The 15,330-nt window shown below is 74.9% G+C and carries 17 protein-coding genes; all 17 read right to left on the bottom strand.

Translation table 11 applies throughout. From position 1 onward, the window contains the following. Positions 1 to 83: 83 nt before the first annotated feature. The 17 genes from KJP73_RS04920 to KJP73_RS04840 all read right to left on the bottom strand — a co-directional run bounded on the left by KJP73_RS04920 (position 84) and on the right by KJP73_RS04840 (position 15,304). Entirely contained in the window at positions 84 to 665 is a 582-nt protein-coding gene (locus tag KJP73_RS04920; protein ID WP_213281667.1) for an adenine phosphoribosyltransferase, read from the bottom strand. Further along, positions 662 to 1,768, bottom strand: coding sequence for a protein translocase subunit SecF (gene secF, locus KJP73_RS04915; protein WP_213281666.1), 1,107 nt, complete (start codon positions 1,766 to 1,768; stop codon positions 662 to 664). The genes KJP73_RS04920 and secF overlap by 4 nt, the downstream gene beginning before the upstream one ends. Next, on the bottom strand, positions 1,768 to 3,615 hold the full coding sequence (secD, locus tag KJP73_RS04910) for a protein translocase subunit SecD (RefSeq protein ID WP_213281665.1): 1,848 nt from the start codon (positions 3,613 to 3,615) through the stop codon (positions 1,768 to 1,770). The genes secF and secD overlap by 1 nt, the downstream gene beginning before the upstream one ends. A gap of 112 nt (positions 3,616 to 3,727) precedes the next feature. After that, entirely contained in the window at positions 3,728 to 4,147 is a 420-nt protein-coding gene (yajC, locus tag KJP73_RS04905; RefSeq protein ID WP_213281664.1) for a preprotein translocase subunit YajC, read from the bottom strand. 108 nt (positions 4,148 to 4,255) lie between these two features. Then, the gene (gene ruvB / locus KJP73_RS04900; RefSeq protein WP_213281744.1) at positions 4,256 to 5,287 is read right to left on the bottom strand and encodes a Holliday junction branch migration DNA helicase RuvB; all 1,032 of its coding nucleotides are present in this window, start codon (positions 5,285 to 5,287) and stop codon (positions 4,256 to 4,258) included. Positions 5,288 to 5,333: 46 nt separating this feature from the next. Further along, positions 5,334 to 5,954, bottom strand: a complete 621-nt coding sequence (gene ruvA, locus KJP73_RS04895) for a Holliday junction branch migration protein RuvA (RefSeq protein WP_213281663.1) — start codon at positions 5,952 to 5,954, stop codon at positions 5,334 to 5,336. A 137-nt stretch (positions 5,955 to 6,091) separates the two neighbouring features. Next, complete coding sequence (ruvC, locus tag KJP73_RS04890) at positions 6,092 to 6,661, bottom strand: crossover junction endodeoxyribonuclease RuvC (RefSeq protein ID WP_213281662.1); 570 nt, start codon at positions 6,659 to 6,661, stop codon at positions 6,092 to 6,094. Positions 6,662 to 6,803: 142 nt separating this feature from the next. Next, the gene (locus KJP73_RS04885; protein WP_213281661.1) at positions 6,804 to 7,559 is read right to left on the bottom strand and encodes a YebC/PmpR family DNA-binding transcriptional regulator; all 756 of its coding nucleotides are present in this window, start codon (positions 7,557 to 7,559) and stop codon (positions 6,804 to 6,806) included. Between the two features lie 90 nt (positions 7,560 to 7,649). After that, positions 7,650 to 8,267: a pyridoxal 5'-phosphate synthase glutaminase subunit PdxT gene (gene pdxT / locus KJP73_RS04880; protein ID WP_213281660.1), complete on the bottom strand. Its 618-nt coding sequence runs from the start codon at positions 8,265 to 8,267 to the stop codon at positions 7,650 to 7,652. 9 nt (positions 8,268 to 8,276) lie between these two features. Next, complete coding sequence (locus KJP73_RS04875; protein WP_249669106.1) at positions 8,277 to 9,491, bottom strand: pyridoxal phosphate-dependent aminotransferase; 1,215 nt, start codon at positions 9,489 to 9,491, stop codon at positions 8,277 to 8,279. Positions 9,492 to 9,543: 52 nt separating this feature from the next. Further along, positions 9,544 to 10,185, bottom strand: coding sequence for an NUDIX hydrolase (locus KJP73_RS04870; RefSeq protein WP_433995144.1), 642 nt, complete (start codon positions 10,183 to 10,185; stop codon positions 9,544 to 9,546). Beyond that, positions 10,182 to 11,105, bottom strand: coding sequence for a pyridoxal 5'-phosphate synthase lyase subunit PdxS (pdxS, locus tag KJP73_RS04865; protein ID WP_213281659.1), 924 nt, complete (start codon positions 11,103 to 11,105; stop codon positions 10,182 to 10,184). The genes KJP73_RS04870 and pdxS overlap by 4 nt, the downstream gene beginning before the upstream one ends. Before the next feature lie 89 nt (positions 11,106 to 11,194). Then, a complete protein-coding gene (locus tag KJP73_RS04860) occupies positions 11,195 to 11,824 on the bottom strand; it encodes a hypothetical protein (RefSeq protein WP_213281658.1) in 630 nt (209 codons plus the stop codon). A gap of 52 nt (positions 11,825 to 11,876) precedes the next feature. Continuing rightward, positions 11,877 to 13,124, bottom strand: a complete 1,248-nt coding sequence (locus KJP73_RS04855; protein ID WP_433995143.1) for a glycosyltransferase family 4 protein — start codon at positions 13,122 to 13,124, stop codon at positions 11,877 to 11,879. Beyond that, the gene (locus KJP73_RS04850) at positions 13,121 to 14,107 is read right to left on the bottom strand and encodes a phosphatidylinositol mannoside acyltransferase (protein ID WP_249669105.1); all 987 of its coding nucleotides are present in this window, start codon (positions 14,105 to 14,107) and stop codon (positions 13,121 to 13,123) included. Before KJP73_RS04850 ends, KJP73_RS04855 begins: the two co-directional genes overlap by 4 nt. Next, positions 14,104 to 14,712: a phosphatidylinositol phosphate synthase gene (gene pgsA, locus KJP73_RS04845; protein WP_213281657.1), complete on the bottom strand. Its 609-nt coding sequence runs from the start codon at positions 14,710 to 14,712 to the stop codon at positions 14,104 to 14,106. Before pgsA ends, KJP73_RS04850 begins: the two co-directional genes overlap by 4 nt. 7 nt (positions 14,713 to 14,719) lie before the next feature. Beyond that, the gene (locus KJP73_RS04840; RefSeq protein ID WP_249669115.1) at positions 14,720 to 15,304 is read right to left on the bottom strand and encodes an HIT family protein; all 585 of its coding nucleotides are present in this window, start codon (positions 15,302 to 15,304) and stop codon (positions 14,720 to 14,722) included. Positions 15,305 to 15,330 lie beyond the last annotated feature (26 nt).

Raw genomic sequence — 15,330 nt, 5'->3', positions numbered from 1 at the left:
ATTCTACGGCGTCGGCGCGACCCCGCCGGTCGGGGGGCGCGCCGACGCCGGACGGGCCGGCGACGCCGGTCCCCCGCCCGGTGTCAGCGGACGTCGAGCAGCGCGTCGACGTGGTGGCCGGCGAGCCGTGACCGGCCGGGCAGGAACGTGAGGTCCATGAGGAACGACAGCCCCACGACCTCGGCGCCGCACTCCTCCAGCAGCTCGACGGTCGCCGCAGCCGTCCCGCCCGTGGCCAGGACGTCGTCCACCACGAGCACGCGCGAGCCGGCGGGCACCGTGAACGGGTGCAGCTCCACCGAGGCGGCGCCGTACTCGAGCTGGTAGTCCCGGCGCGCGGTCGGGCCGGGCAGCTTGCCGGCCTTGCGCACCGGCAGGAAGCCCGCGCCGAGGGCGAGCGCGACCGGTGCCGCGAGGATGAACCCGCGCGCCTCCATGCCGGCCACCAGGTCGACCGGCCCGGGGACCCGCGCCGCCATCTCCCGGACGACCGCCGCGAAGGCGGGTCCGTCCGCGAGCAGCGGGGTGATGTCCTTGAAGACCACGCCGGCCGTCGGGTAGTCCGGCACGTCGCGGACCAGCTGCTCGACGCGGGCGACGAGCGCCGCGCCGGTGAGCCCGGCGACCTCCTCGGAGCGGTCCGCCCCGCTGGTGACCCCGGTCATCGCTTCCCCTTCTTCCGGCGCGGCTGCGCGGACACGCCCTGGTGACCCCCGGGCCGCACCTGACCGGTGAACCGCGCGACCGCGACCTCCTCCGGCGAGGCGTCCGCGCCCACGCCCGCGGCGACGAGCTCCCGCCGGCTCGCGAGGACCCGCGCGGTGTGCTCCCGGATCGGACGCTCCCGGAGCCGCAGGGCGACCTCGAGGGGGGTCGCGAGGAAGATCGACGAGAACGCGCCGACGATCATGCCGACGAACAGGGCGAGCGCGATGTCCCGCAGCGTCCCGGCACCGAGCACGAAGGCACCGATGAACAGGATCGCCGCGACGGGCAGCAGCGCCACCACGGAGGTGTTGATCGACCGGACCAGGGTCTGGTTGACCGCCAGGTTCGCGCGCTCCTCGTAGGTGGCGCGCGTCTGGTCGGTGATGCCGGCCGTGTTCTCCCGGACCTTGTCGAACACCACGACGGTGTCGTAGATCGAGTACCCGAGGATGGTGAGGAAGCCGATCACCGTCGCCGGCGTGACCTCCCAGCCGACCCCCGCGTAGACGCCGACCGTGATCACGAGGTCGTGGAACAGCGCGACCAGCGCGGCGACGGCCATCCGCCAGTTGCGGAAGTACAGCGTCATGACGATCGCGACCAGGACGAGGAACACCACGAGGCTCGTCAGGGCCTTCTGCGAGACGTCCTTGCCCCAGGTCGGGCCGATGAACGAGCTGGCGACCTCGTCCTCGGAGACCCCGTAGGCCTCCTCGAGGCCGGTGCGGACCTGCTCGACCTGGTCGTTCGTGAGCTCGGCGGTCTGGATGCGGATCGCCGAGGCGCCGACGTTCGTCACGCGCGGGACCTCGTCGGGCGCGACCTCGGCGACCGCGTCGAGCGCGGGCTGCTGGTCGGTGGTCGACACGTTCGACACGGTGAACTCGGAGCCGCCGCGGAACTCGATGCCCGGCTGCAGACCCGGCTTGAACAGCAGGATCACCGACAGCAGCACGAGCACGCCGGAGATCGTGAACCACAGCCGGCGCCGGCCGACGATGTCGTACGAGCGGCGGCCGGTGTACAGGTCGTTGCCCCACTGGGCGAAGTTGACGGCCATCAGGCCTCGCTCCCCTCGGTACGTCGTGCGGCGTCCTCGGGGGGCGTGCCGTCATCAGGAGCCGGGCCGTCCGGCGCCGGGTCGTCCGGGGTGACCGCGCCGGCCTGCGCGGCGCGCGCGGCGGCGCGGCGCTCGGCGATGGTGCCGCCCGCGCCCACGGGGGCCGCGACGAGCGTCGAGGTCGGCACGTCCAGGCCGGCCTGCTCCGGGGCCGGGGCGTCGGCCTCGGCGCGGCGGCCGGTGGCGATACGCCCGCGGCCGACGTACCGGGTGCCGCCCGACGCGCCGAGACGGCGCGGGTCGAGCCCGGACAGCGGGTGGCCGCTGCCGAAGAACTTCGTCCGCGCGATCAGCAGCATCACCGGGTGGGTGAAGGTGAACACGATGAGCAGGTCGAGCAGGGTCGTGAGCCCGAGCGTGAACGCGAAGCCCCGGACCGAGCCGACCGCCAGGAAGTACAGGACGATCGCGGCCAGGAAGTTCACGGCGTCGGACGCCAGGATCGTGCGGCGCGCCCGCTCCCACCCGCGGTCGACGGCCGCGACCAGGGTGCGGCCCTCGCGGAGCTCGTCACGGATGCGCTCGAAGTACACGATGAACGAGTCCGCCGTGATGCCGATCGCCACGATCAGGCCCGCGACGCCGGGCAGCGACAGGCGGTACCCCTGCGTCCAGGACAGCAGGGTGATGACGCCGTAGGTGAGCACCGCCGCGATCGCGAGCGACGCCACCGTGACGAGGCCGAGCGCCCGGTACTGGAACAGCGAGTACAGCACCACGAGCAGCAGGCCGATGAGGCCCGCGATGAGGCCCTTCTCCAGCTGCTCGGAGCCGAGCGTCGCGGAGATCTGCTCCTCGCTCTGCACCTCGAAGCTCAGCGGCAGGGACCCGAACTTGAGCTGGTTGGCGAGCGACGCGGCGGTCTCGCGGGTGAACGAGCCGGTGATCTCCGGCCGCCCGTCCGAGATGATCACGCCGGGGTCGAGCGACGGTGCCGAGATGACCAGGCCGTCCAGGACGATCGCGAACTGGTTCTGCGGTGCCGTCAGGCCCTGCAGGCGCTCGGTCACGTCGGCGAACTGGCGCGTGCCCTCGTCGTCGAACTCGAGGTTCACGGCCCAGGTGTTGGTCACCGCGCCGGACTGGCTGACCTGGAGGCCGGAGCTCGCGTTGGAGATGCGGGCGCCCTCGACCTCGACCGGGCCGAGGACGTACTTGACCGTGCCCTCGGGGTCGCAGGTGACGAGCGCCTTGTCGGCGGGACCGGACTGGCCGCCGGTGAGGTTCGCCGGGTCGGTGCAGTCGAGCGCGTCGTACTGCGCCTGGACGGCGGGCGTCACGTAGTACGCGGCGTCGCTGGGCGACTCCGGGGCCTCGGTCGCGGGCTCGTCGGACGGCTCCTCGGCGGCGGTGCCGTCGGTGGGCGTCGGGGTCGCGGCGGCCGTCGGCTCGGGGGCCCCGTAGGTCAGGACCGGCCGGAACTCCATCTGCGCCGAGGTGCGGACGAGGTCCAGCGTCTCCTCGCTCGGGCGGCCCGGCAGGGCGACCACGATGTTGGACCCGCCCTGGCTGGTGATCTCGGCCTCGGCGACGCCGGACGAGTCCACGCGCTGGCGGATGACCTCGATCGCCTGGGCGATCGTCTCCGACGTCACCTCGGACTCGTCCTCGGCGACCGGCGCGAGGATCAGCTGCGTGCCGCCCTCGAGGTCGAGCGCGAGCTTCGGGCTCCACGTCGCGTCGGAGAACCGGGTCCCCGCGAAGACGGCGCCGAAGACGGCGGCCAGGATGACGGCGAGCGTGAGCAGCGTGCGCGCCGGGTGCCGGCGGCGGGTGGGTGGGGCCAACGGATCGTCTTCTCTCGTGCGCGCACCGCCCGCGGTCACGCGGGCGGTGCGGGTGGGGGGTTCCGGTTCCCGGGCGGCGGCGTGCGCCGCGCCGGACCGGCGGACCCGTCGACTACTGCTGCGGCTTCCTGGTGCTGTCGGGGCCCTCGTCGTCCCGCGGCGGCTGGAGCGAGGAGAGGTCGTCCGGGACGTCGATCCGGCCCGGGGGCACGGCGCCGGGCTCGTCGCGCCACTCGACGTCGTCGCCCGCCTCCTCGGCGGTCTCGACCTCCTCGACCGGCGGCTCCACGAGCTTGGCGATGGCGGCCTTGATCCAGCGGGTCTGGTTGCCCGGGGTGGACTCGATCGTGATGACGTCGTCCTCGACCTCGACCACCGTGCCGTACATGCCGGAGCTGGTCATGACCTCCTGGCCGGGCTGCAGGTTGTCGCGGAAGCTCAGCTGCTGCCGCTGCATCTTGCGCTGCCGGCTCGACATGAGCCACATCGCACCGACGGCGATGACGAGGATGATGAGGAAGGTCGGGTCCACGAAGAACAGCTCCAGATCGCGTGTGAGGTCGGCCGCAGTCTAGCGCCACGGCTCCGGGCTCCTAACGAGTCCGGGGCGGGGTGGGTTCCCGCCGCGGACGTCCGGCGGTCAGCCGAACAGCGTGCCCGTCGGCACGGGCGCGGTGAGGCCGAGGTGGGCCCAGGCCTCCGCGGTCGCGACCCGCCCCCGTGGCGTGCGGCCGATGAGCCCCTCGCGCACGAGGAACGGCTCCGCGACCGTCTCCACCGTCTCAGGCTCCTCGCCGACCGCCACGGCGAGCGTCGTGAGCCCGACGGGCCCGCCGCCGAACCGGGTGCACAGCGCCGTCAGCACCGCGCGGTCGAGCCGGTCGAGCCCGCGGTGGTCCACCTCGTACACGGCGAGCGCCGCGCGCGCCGCGTCGAGGGACAGCGTGCCGTCGCCCCGGACCTGCGCCCAGTCCCGCACCCGGCGCAGCAGCCGGTTGGCGATGCGGGGCGTCCCGCGCGACCGGGAGGCGATCTCCGCCGCGGCCTCGGCGGCCAGCGGGACGCCGAGCAGGCCCGCGGAGCGCATCAGCACCCGCTCGAGCTCGTCGTCGGCGTAGAAGTCGAGGTGGCCGGTGAAGCCGAACCGGTCGCGCAGGGGCGCCGGCAGCAGCCCGGCGCGGGTGGTCGCGCCGACCACCGTGAACGGCGGCAGGGCCAGCGGGATGGCACTCGCCCCCGCGCCCTTGCCGACCACGACGTCGACGCGGAAGTCCTCCATCGCGACGTACAGCAGCTCCTCGGCGGGCCGGGCGAGCCGGTGGATCTCGTCGAGGAACAGCACCTCGCCCTCCTCGAGGGAGGACAGGATCGCCGCCAGGTCGCCCGCGTGCTGGATCGCCGGGCCGCTCGTCACGCGCAGCGAGGTGTGCAGCTCTGCCGCGATGATCATCGCGAGGGTGGTCTTCCCGAGCCCCGGGGGGCCGGACAGGAGCACGTGGTCGGGCGCGCGGCCCCGGCCGACGGCGGCCTCCAGGACCAGGGAGAGCTGCTCCCGGACGACCCGCTGGCCGACGAACTCGTCGAGGTGCCGCGGGCGCAGGGCGGCCTCGGCGGCGCGCTCCAGCTCGTCGGCCCCCGGCCGGACGACGGACGCGGGCCCGTCGCCGGGCACGTCCCCCGCCGCGTCGAACCCGGGGCCCGCGAGCCCGTCGGTGCCGTCAGCCACGACCGCCGCCCAGCGTGCGCAGCGCCGCCCGGAGCACGCCGGCGACCTCCGACTCCCCCACCGGCTCGTCGCTGCCGTCCAGCACGGACGTCACCGCGTCCTGCGCGGCCTTCTGGTTCCAGCCGAGGCCCACGAGCGCGTCGACCACCTGGTCCCGGCGGTCGACCGGCGCGGCCGCGGCGGAGGCGCCCGCGGCGGCCGGGACGGCGGCGGGCGCTCCGAGGCGGTCGGCGAGCTCCAGCACGATCCGCTGCGCGCCCTTGTGCCCGATGCCGGGCACCCGCTTGAGCGCGGCGAGGTCCTCGGTCGCGACCGCCCGCCGCAGGCCGTCCGGCGTGTGCACGGCGAGCATCGCCAGCGCGAGCCGGGGCCCGACGCCGCTGACGGTCTGCAGCACCTCGAACACCTCGCGCTCGTCGGCGTCGGCGAACCCGAACAGCGTCAGCGAGTCCTCCCGGACGACCAGCGAGGTGTGCAGCGTGGCGGTCTGGCCCACGCGCAGCCCCGCCAGCGTCGCCGGCGTGGCCTGCACGAGCATGCCCACCCCGCCGACCTCCACCACCGCGGCGTCCAGCCGCACGGCCTGCACCGTCCCGTGCACCGAGGCGATCACACCGGCTCCTTCCCGTCGGACATCGCGAGCAGTCTGCCACGCGTGCGAACACCTGTACGAACGACACGCGCGCCCCTGGGGACGGCGGGCGGCGCGCCGGTGCGGTCCCCGCAGCGCGAGCGGTCAGGCCCGCACGGTCAGGCCCGCACGCGCCGCGAGGCCTGCTCCGCGGCCGCCCAGGCGCGCTGCGCCGCGGTCATCGAGCCCGGCGCCCGCTGCGGCGCGCCCACCGCACCGGCCGGCCGCCAGAGGTGGCAGATCGCCAGCGCGAGCGCGTCGGCGGCGTCCGCGGGCCTCGGCAGCTCGTCGAGCTGCAGCAGGCGGGCCACCATCGTCTGCACCTGCGGCTTGTCCGCGCGGCCGTTGCCCGTGACCGCCGCCTTCACCTCGGACGGCGTGTGCATCGCGATCGGGATGCGCCGCCGGGCGGCCGCCAGCATCGCGATCCCCGCCACCTGCGCCGTGCCCATGACCGTGCGGACGTTGTGCTGGGCGAACACGCGCTCGACCGCCAGGGCGTCGGGGGCGTGCTCCTCGAGCCACAGGTCGATCTGGCCCGCGATGCCCAGCAGCCGCTGGTCGATGTCCTCGTCGGGCCGGGTCTGCGCCACACCCACGGCGACCATCCGCACCCGGCGGCCGGGCAGGCCGTCGACGACGCCGAGCCCGCAGCGGGTCAGTCCGGGGTCCACTCCGAGTACGCGCACCCCCGCATCCTCCCAGCCGCGCACCGCGGAACCGGCCGGGACGCGCGGGCGGGACGCGCGCTGGCGTGGCCCGCCCCAAGCAGCGCGACGCCCCGCGCGGCCGGGGCCGGGCGGGGCGTCGCGGGGTGGTCCAGCGTGGAGCTCAGTCGTCCTCGAGCTCCGCCATGACCTCGTCGGAGGCGTCGAAGTTCGCGTAGACGTTCTGCACGTCGTCCGAGTCCTCGAGCGTGTCGATCAGCCGCAGGATCTTGCGCGCGCCCTCGGCGTCGACCTCGATCTGGGTCGCCGGGTGGAACACGACGTCGGCGGAGTCGTACTCGATGCCCGCGTCCTGCAGGGCGGTCCGCACGGCGACCAGGTCGGTCGCCTCGGACAGCACCTCGTAGGAGTCGCCCGCGTCGTTGACCTCCTCGGCGCCGGCCTCCAGCACCGCCATCATGACGTCGTCCTCGGTGGTGCCCTCCTTGGGGACCATCACGACGCCCTTGCGGGAGAACAGGTAGGCCACGGAGCCCGGGTCGGCCAGCTGGCCGCCGCTGCGGGTGAACGCGACGCGGACGTCGGCCGCGGCGCGGTTCCGGTTGTCGGTGAGGCACTCCACCAGGAACGCGACGCCGCCGGGGCCGTAGCCCTCGTACAGGATCGTCTGGTAGTCCGCGCCGCCGGCCTCGGCACCGGAGCCGCGCTTGACCGCGCGCTCGATGTTGTCGTTCGGGACCGAGGTCTTCTTGGCCTTCTGGATGGCGTCGAAGAGCGTCGGGTTGCCCGCGGGGTCACCGCCGCCCGTGCGGGCGGCCACCTCGATGTTCTTGATGAGCTTCGCGAAGAGCTTGCCGCGCTTCGCGTCGATCACGGCCTTCTTGTGCTTCGTGGTGGCCCACTTGGAGTGACCCGACATCGCTTCGTACCCTCTCGTTTCCCGCAGTCGACCTGCGCGTCCCCCGGACCGGCGGTGCGGCGCTCCCCTGCCTCGGGTCGCGCCCCGCACTCACAGGGCGTCGCGGACGATCTCGACGAACAGCCGGTGCACCCGCGTGTCGCCCGTGACCTCCGGGTGGAAGGACGTGGCGAGCAGCGGGCCCTGGCGCACCGCGACGATCCTACCGGCGGCCGGCCCGGACTCCACGCGGGCGAGCGCCGTGGCCTCCGGCCCGAGCTCGTCGACCCACGGCGCGCGGATGAAGACGGCGTGGACGGGGTCGGCCTCGGAGTCCGGCACGCCCTCGATCCGCAGGTCCGTCTCGAACGAGTCGACCTGCCGGCCGAACGCGTTGCGGCGCACCGTGACGTCGAGCCCGCCGAGCGTCCGCTGGCCGTCGATGCCGCCCTCGATGCGGTCGGCGAGCAGGATCATGCCGGCGCAGGACCCGTACGCGGGCATGCCCGCCGCGAGGCGCTCGCGCACCGGGGCGTCCAGCTCGAACGCACGCAGCAGCTTGTCGATGGTCGTCGACTCGCCGCCGGGCAGCACGAGGGCGTCGACGGCGTCGAGCTCGGACGTCCGGCGGACCGGGACGGCCTCCGCGCCGCTCGCGCGCAGGGCGGCGAGGTGCTCGCGGACGTCGCCCTGCAGGGCCAGGACACCGATGGTGGGAGAGGAGCTCACCCGCTCATCCTACGAATCGAGGGCGGCAGCCTGCTCCACAGCGCGCTCGACGACCTCCGGGACCTCCACGGCCTCCCAGCCGTCGACCATGTCCGCCAGGCGGCCGAGGCCCTCCAGCAGCGCGGACCGCTCGCTGGCCAGCGACACCCGGACCATGCCCTCGCCGCCCGCGCCGAACGCGCTGCCCGGGGACACGGACACGTGCCGCTCGTCGAGCAGCCGCAGCGCGAACGCCTCGGAGTCGGTCGTCGCGGCGGAGACGTCGACCATGAGGTAGAACGCGCCCTGCGGCAGCACCGAGCCGATGCCCCTGCTCCCCAGCAGGGCCACGGCGGCGTCGCGCCGCTCCCGGTACGACGCGACGGCGGCGGCGACGTCGTCCTGCGGGCCGGTCAGCGCCGCGAGGGCCGCGCGCTGGCTCACCGACGACGGGCACGCGACCGTGGCCTCGGCGACCTGCCCGAGCAGGTCCACCACGCCGGGGTCCCGCGCGACGACGTAGCCCAGCCGCCACCCCGTCATCGCGTACGTCTTGGAGAAGCTGAAGAACGTGACGACGCGGCCGTCGGTGTCGAACGCGGCGGGGCTGACGTGCGGGTCGCCGTAGGTGATCGCCTCGTAGCACTCGTCGGAGAACACCCACAGGTCCCGCTCGCGGGCGAGCTCGACCACGCCGGCGAGCAGCTCCGGCGGGTACATCGCGCCGGTCGGGTTGTTCGGCGAGCAGACCACCACGATCTTCGTGGCCGGGGTCAGGGACGCCTCGATGTCGGCGAGCGTCGGCACGAAGCCGTTCTCGACGCGCGCGGGGTAGGTGCCGACGCCGACGCCCGCGGCGACCGCGGCCATCCGCCAGTTCGGGAACTCCGGGTCCGGCAGCAGGATCTCGTCGCCGGGGCCGGCGAGGGCGTTGACCGCCATCGCGAGCCCGTGCATGGCGCCGTGGGTGACGACGACGTCCGCCGCCGTGACCTCCAGGCGGTTGACCCGGCGCACCTTCTCGGCCAGCGCCTCCCGCAGCTCCGGCGTGCCGGTGCTCGACGTGTAGCCCGTGTGGCCGGCGGCGGCGTCCCGGCCGGCCGCCGCGACGACGTGCGCGGGGGTGGGCACGTCGGGCTCGCCGATCTCGAGCCGGATCGCCTCCGGGTCGCGCATCGCGAGCTCCATGAGCGTGCGGATCCCGCTGCGGTGCATGTGGGTGACGGGAGAGGTCGAGGTGGGCACCGCTGCACGCTACCGGAGATCGGCGCCCCGAAGTTACCCCCCGGTACGGAAATCAGTCGTCGAGCTGCTCCCCGAGGTGCCGGGTCACGCCGTCCCAGCCCCGCAGCAGCGGCCGGACCAGGTCGGGCAGTCCCGCCGGGAACACCTCGCGGGTCTCCCGGTCCAGGTCGTCCAGGTGCCACCAGCGCAGCTCGTCCAGGACGTCCAGCTCGACGGCGGTCCAGCCGTCCCGCGCCACCGCGTCGGTGTCCAGGGCGGACTCCACCCGGGCGAGGAAGAACTCCTCCTCCTGCCGGCAGCGCTCCGCGAAGAAGTCGAAGATGCCCGTGCGGGTCAGCACCGGGCCGACGAGCGCGCCCGGGTCCAGCACGAGCCCCGTCTCCTCGCGCACCTCGCGCACGGCGGCCGCGCGGGGGTGCTCCCCCGCGTCGATGCCCCCGCCGACCGTGAACCACCACGACCGCTCGGGCTGGTCCGCGTCGTGCCCGCGCACCAGCAGCAGCCGGTCGTCGGCGTCGAGCAGCAGCACCCGCGCCGCGCGGCGGAACCGCAGCCCGTCCTCGCCCACGACCCAGTCGTCGCCGAGCGCGGAGGGCGCGGTGCTCGTGGTGCCCTGGGCCGTGCCCCCGGACGGCGACGGCCCGCCGGCCCCCGGGAGGGTCGACGGGCCGTCGGACGGCAGCGGGCTCGTCACCAGCCGCGCTCGGCCAGGCGGTGCGGCACGGGGACGTCGTCGACGTTGATGCCGACCATCGCCTCGCCGAGGCCGCGCGAGACCTTCGCGATCACGTCGGGGTCGTCGTAGAACGTGGTGGCCTTGACGATCGCCGCGGCGCGCTCGGCCGGGTTGCCCGACTTGAAGATGCCGGAGCCGACGAACACGCCCTCCGCGCCGAGCTGGCGCATCATCGCCGCGTCCGCCGGGGTGGCGATGCCGCCCGCGGTGAACAGCACGACTGGCAGCTTGCCGGCGCGCGCGACCTCGACCACCAGGTCGTACGGCGCCTGGAGCTCCTTGGCGGCGAGGAACAGCTCGTCCTCGGGCAGCGAGGACAGGCGGCGGATCTCGTCGCGGATGGTGCGCATGTGCGTCGTGGCGTTCGAGACGTCGCCGGTGCCGGCCTCGCCCTTGGAGCGGATCATCGCCGCGCCCTCGGTGATCCGGCGCAGCGCCTCGCCCAGGTTCGTCGCGCCGCACACGAACGGCACGGTGAACTGCCACTTGTCGATGTGGTGCGCGTAGTCCGCGGGCGTCAGCACCTCGGACTCGTCCACGTAGTCCACGCCGAGGCTCTGCAGCACCTGCGCCTCGACGAAGTGGCCGATGCGGGCCTTCGCCATCACCGGGATGGAGACGGTGCTGATGATCCCGTCGATCAGGTCGGGGTCGCTCATCCGCGCCACGCCGCCCTGGGCACGGATGTCCGCCGGCACCCGCTCGAGCGCCATGACGGCGACCGCGCCGGCGTCCTCGGCGATCTTGGCCTGCTCGGCCGTGACGACGTCCATGATCACGCCGCCCTTGAGCATCTCCGCCATGCCGCGCTTGACGCGGGCGGTGCCGACCGCGGGCGCGTCGGCGGGGGTGCTGGGCTGGCTGGTGTCGGTGCTCACTGCGTGCCTCACATCTCGAGGGAGGGGAGTTCGGGTTCCACCGTCCATCGTAGTCGCGCGCGGCACGGTGCCGACGCGGCGTCCACAGGTCAGGCGGCGGCCGGGGGGCGCCCGGGACGGCCGAGCGCGGGGGGCCAGGCGTCGTCGAGCTCGAGCGTCTCCGGCATCGGCGCCCGCCCCGCGAGCCGCAGCGTCCGGACGGCCCAGCCGCGCCGCATGCGCTGGGCCTGGGCGACCGCCTCGTTGTGGAACCGCCGGGCGAGCTGCACGCGGTACCAGGCGTCGCCGAGCGCGTCGAGCAGCTCCCCGGCGCCCGGCTCCTCGCGGAGCGCCTCGACCTCGGCGGGGTCGTCCAGCGCCTCCCGCAGGGTCGAGGACAGCTCGCTCTCGATCAGCCCGCGGTCCGCCGGCGCGCCGGCGCGCTCCGGCCCGCCGAGCTCAGCCGGCAGCGTCGCGATGCCCTGGGTCTGCGGGGAGCCGGCGGCGATCGACGCCCACGACGCCTCGCCGATCAGCACGGAGCTCACCGGGTCCAGCACGCCGGACGCCGCGAGCGTCGAGGCCGCCGACGCCCGGCGCAGCAGCTGCGTGTCGACGACCGCGCGGGACGCGACGACCTTGCGGTGCAGCCGGTCGATGCGGGACGCGGCCACCCACGACCACCACAGCACCAGCAGCAGCACCGCGACCACGACGACCGCGGTCTCGGACCAGGTCACTCCGGTGCCTCCTCGGGCTCACGTGCGGGACGGACGTCGGCGCTGGACGTCGTCATGACGACTCCGCGCCGCGGGTGCGCCGCCGCTCCAGGCGCCGCGCCCCGCGCCACGACGTCGGGTCCTCCCCGACGGGCGCCTCGCTGCCCTGCACGGCCATCTCGTAGACCGTCAGCACCTCGTGGGTCACCGACGACCAGTCGTACCGCCACACCGCTGCCTCCCCCGCCGCCGCGACCTCCGCCCGGCGCGCGTCGTCGCCGAGCAGGTCGATCAGCGTGCGAGCCAGGTCGGCCGGGTCGCCGGTGCGGAACAGCACGCCGGCCCGCCCCTCGTCGAGCACCCGGGTGAACGCGCCGAGGTCGGACGCCACGACGGCGGTGCCGGCGCTCATCGCCTCGACCAGCACGATGCCGAACGACTCGCCGCCGGTCTGCGGGGCGCAGTACACGTCGGCCGACGCGAGCAGCCGCGCCTTGTCCTCGTCGCTGATCCCGCCCAGGAACTCGACGGCGTCCGCGTCGTCGCCCAGCAGCTCGCGCGCCTCGTCCGGGCCGGTCTCCCCGCGCCCCGCGACCAGGAACCGCACGCCCGGGAACGCCCGTCGCACCTCGGGGACGGCGTCGAGCAGCACGGGCAGGCCCTTGCGGCTCTCGTCCAGCCGGCCCAGGAACACCACGGTCGGGGCGTCCTCGGTGCCGACCCACCGCGGGTCGGCGGTGGCGCGCGCGAACGCGTCCACGTACACGCCGTTCGGGATCACCACCGCGTCGCCGCCGAGGTGCTCGACGAGGGTCCGGCGGGCGTCCTCCGAGACCGCGATCCGGGCGCTGATCTTCTCCAGCGACTGCCGGACCAGCGGGTACGCGAGCTGCAGCGGCCGGGAGCGGACCAGCGACGTGTGGAACGTCGCGACCACCGGCCCGTCGGCGATCCACAGCGCCAGCATGCTGAGCGACGGCGTCACGGGCTCGTGCAGGTGCAGCACGTCGAACTCGCCGGCGGCCAGCCAGCGCCGCACCCGCGCGGCGGTGACCGGGCCGAACGTGACGCGGGCGACGGCGCCGTTGTACCGGACCGGCACCGCGCGCCCCGCGGAGGTCATGTACGGCGGGATCGGGGTGTCGTCGTCGGCCGGCGCGAGCACGGAGACGCTGTGCCCCCTCGCGATCAGGGCCTCCGCGAGGTCCCGCACGTGGAACTGCACGCCGCCCGGCACGTCGAACGAGTACGGGCAGACGATGCCGATCCGCAGCGGGCGCGTGGTCCTCGGCACGGTGGTCGCGGCGGGTGCGGCGGTCATGACGCCCCCTGCTGCTCGGCGGCGAGCGTCCGCGCGTAGCGCTCCGGGTCGAGGTCCGAGACGAAGACCTTCTGCAGCATGTGCCAGTCCTGCGGCGCCGCCGCGATCGCCACGGCCAGGTCGTCGACCCACGCCTGCGTCAGCGCCGCGACGCGCTCCGGGCGCGGCACGTCGTCCGGGGTGGTGAGGATCCGGCCGAACTCGATGACGATGCCCCACGACGTGCCGGCGGCCCGGCGCCGTGCGCCGGTGATCCGCTCGTAGGTGATCCGGGCCGTGGTCAGCGGTGCCCCCGTCGCGACCGCCAGGGCGGCCGGCCCCGCCGCCACCCGGGCGCGCTCGCCGAACAGGTCGACCTCCACGCCCCGCGCGGTCAGGTCCCGGTCGGCCAGCAGCGGCAGCACCGCGCCGGTCGGTCGCCTCACGGCCCGCACCAGCTCCCGGAACACGCCGCCGCCGGCGCCCGACAGCGGGATGATCTCCAGCCCGATCCGCTCGCGGAACGCGAGGAACTCCTCGAACAGGGCCTCCGGCTTCAGCCGCTCGGCCACCGTGATGGTCGGCCCCAGGTTCCGGACCGCCCACGCACCGGCGAGGTCCCAGTTCCCCATGTGGCCCAGCGCGACCACGGCCGTCTGCCCGTCGGCGACGGCCTGCCGCACGTCGTCGCCGTGCACCAGCCGCACGCGCGCGTCGATCTGCTCGGGCGTCGCGCCGACGAGGGCGAACGCCTCCCCGAAGTACCGCATGTACGACCGCATGCCGGCGAGGGACAGCCGGCGCAGCTCGGCGGGCGACGCCCCGGGCCGCACGCGCCGCAGGTTCGCCTCGAGCCGCCGCACCCCGCCGCCGCGGAGCAGCCACGTGACGTCGGCGACCAGCCGGAACACCGCCCGCATCGCGGGGTCGGGCACCCGGCCCGTCACCCGCCAGGCGAACGCGTACAGCCGCGCGACGTCCACCCGCGGCGCCCGTGCGCTCACGCCGCCCCCATCGCCTGGCGCCGCACCGTGAGCATGCGCTGCACGACCGTGACGAACGACGCCGCGGCGAGCAGCCCGAGCACCACGACCAGCACGACCTCCGGCACGCCCACGCCGACCAGCGCGGTCGCGACCAGCACGGCGGCCAGGCGGTCGGCGCGCTCGGCGATCCCGACGGCCGCGGTCATCCCGAGGCCCTCGGCACGCGCCCGGGCGTAGGGGACGATCGAGCCGAGCACCAGGCACGCGAGCGCGAGGCCGGCACCCCAGGACGAGTCGCCCTCGCCGATGAACCAGAGCACCAGGCCGGAGAAGATCGCGGCGTCCCCGAACCGGTCCAGCGTCGAGTCCAGGAACGCCCCCCACGGGCCGGAGCGCCCGGAACGCCGCGCCATCACCCCGTCCAGGCTGTCCGTCAGCGCGAAGAACGCGATGACCAGGCTCGCCGCCAGGAAGTGCCCGGCGGGGAAGAGCCACAGCGCGGCGGCCACGACGGCCACCGTCCCGGTGATCGTCACGGCGTCCGGCGAGACGCCGCGCCTCAGCAGCGCGTCGGCCACCGGCGTGAAGAGCCGGGTCATGGCTCCCCGCAGTCCGTTCAGCACGTGCCGGTCACTCCTTCGGGTCGTCGGCGCGGGCGTGCCGTGCCGGCCAGGCGGCCGCGAGACGCGCCCGGGTGTCGTGCAGCAGCTCCGGCAGCGCGCGGCTGCGGCCCACGATGGGCAGGAAGTTCGCGTCGCCCGACCAGCGCGGGACGACGTGCTGGTGCAGGTGCGCGGCGATGCCCGCCCCCGCCACCTCGCCCTGGTTCATGCCCAGGTTGAAGCCGTGCGGGCCGCTCACCTCGCGCAGCACCCGCATGGCGGTCCGGGTCAGCTCCGCGACCTCGGCGACCTCGGCCGCCGTCAGGTCGGTGTAGTCGGCGACGTGCCGGTACGGGACGACCAGCACGTGACCGCCGTTGTACGGGTAGAGGTTGAGCACCACGTAGGCGACGTCGCCGCGCGCGACGACCAGCCCCTCCTCGTCGGGCAGCGACGGGATGCGGCAGAACGGGCAGCCGTCCCCCGCGCCGGAGCCCGACGGCTTGTTCTCGCCGCCGATGTACGCCATCCGGTGCGGGGTCCACAGCCGGCCGAAGCCGTCGGGCACGCCGGCGAGCGCGGCGGCGTCCTCCACCGTCGCGCTCGCCGGCACGTCGCCGGTCCCGGGCTCGCGGGCCT

It is taken from the genome of Cellulomonas hominis (assembly GCF_901521055.1).
Classification (GTDB): Bacteria; Actinomycetota; Actinomycetes; order Actinomycetales; family Cellulomonadaceae; genus Cellulomonas; species Cellulomonas endometrii.
This window is presented reverse-complemented; position numbering and strand designations above follow the sequence as displayed.

What these genes read in the sequence shown, in the direction of transcription:
- KJP73_RS04920 (WP_213281667.1), bottom strand. Translation starts at nt 665, where the DNA reads ATGACCGGGGTCACCAGCGGGGCGGACCGCTCCGAGGAGGTCGCCGGG.
- secF (WP_213281666.1), bottom strand. Translation starts at nt 1,768, where the DNA reads ATGGCCGTCAACTTCGCCCAGTGGGGCAACGACCTGTACACCGGCCGC.
- KJP73_RS04885 (WP_213281661.1), bottom strand. Translation starts at nt 7,559, where the DNA reads ATGTCGGGTCACTCCAAGTGGGCCACCACGAAGCACAAGAAGGCCGTG.
- KJP73_RS04855 (WP_433995143.1), bottom strand. Translation starts at nt 13,124, where the DNA reads ATGACCGCCGCACCCGCCGCGACCACCGTGCCGAGGACCACGCGCCCG.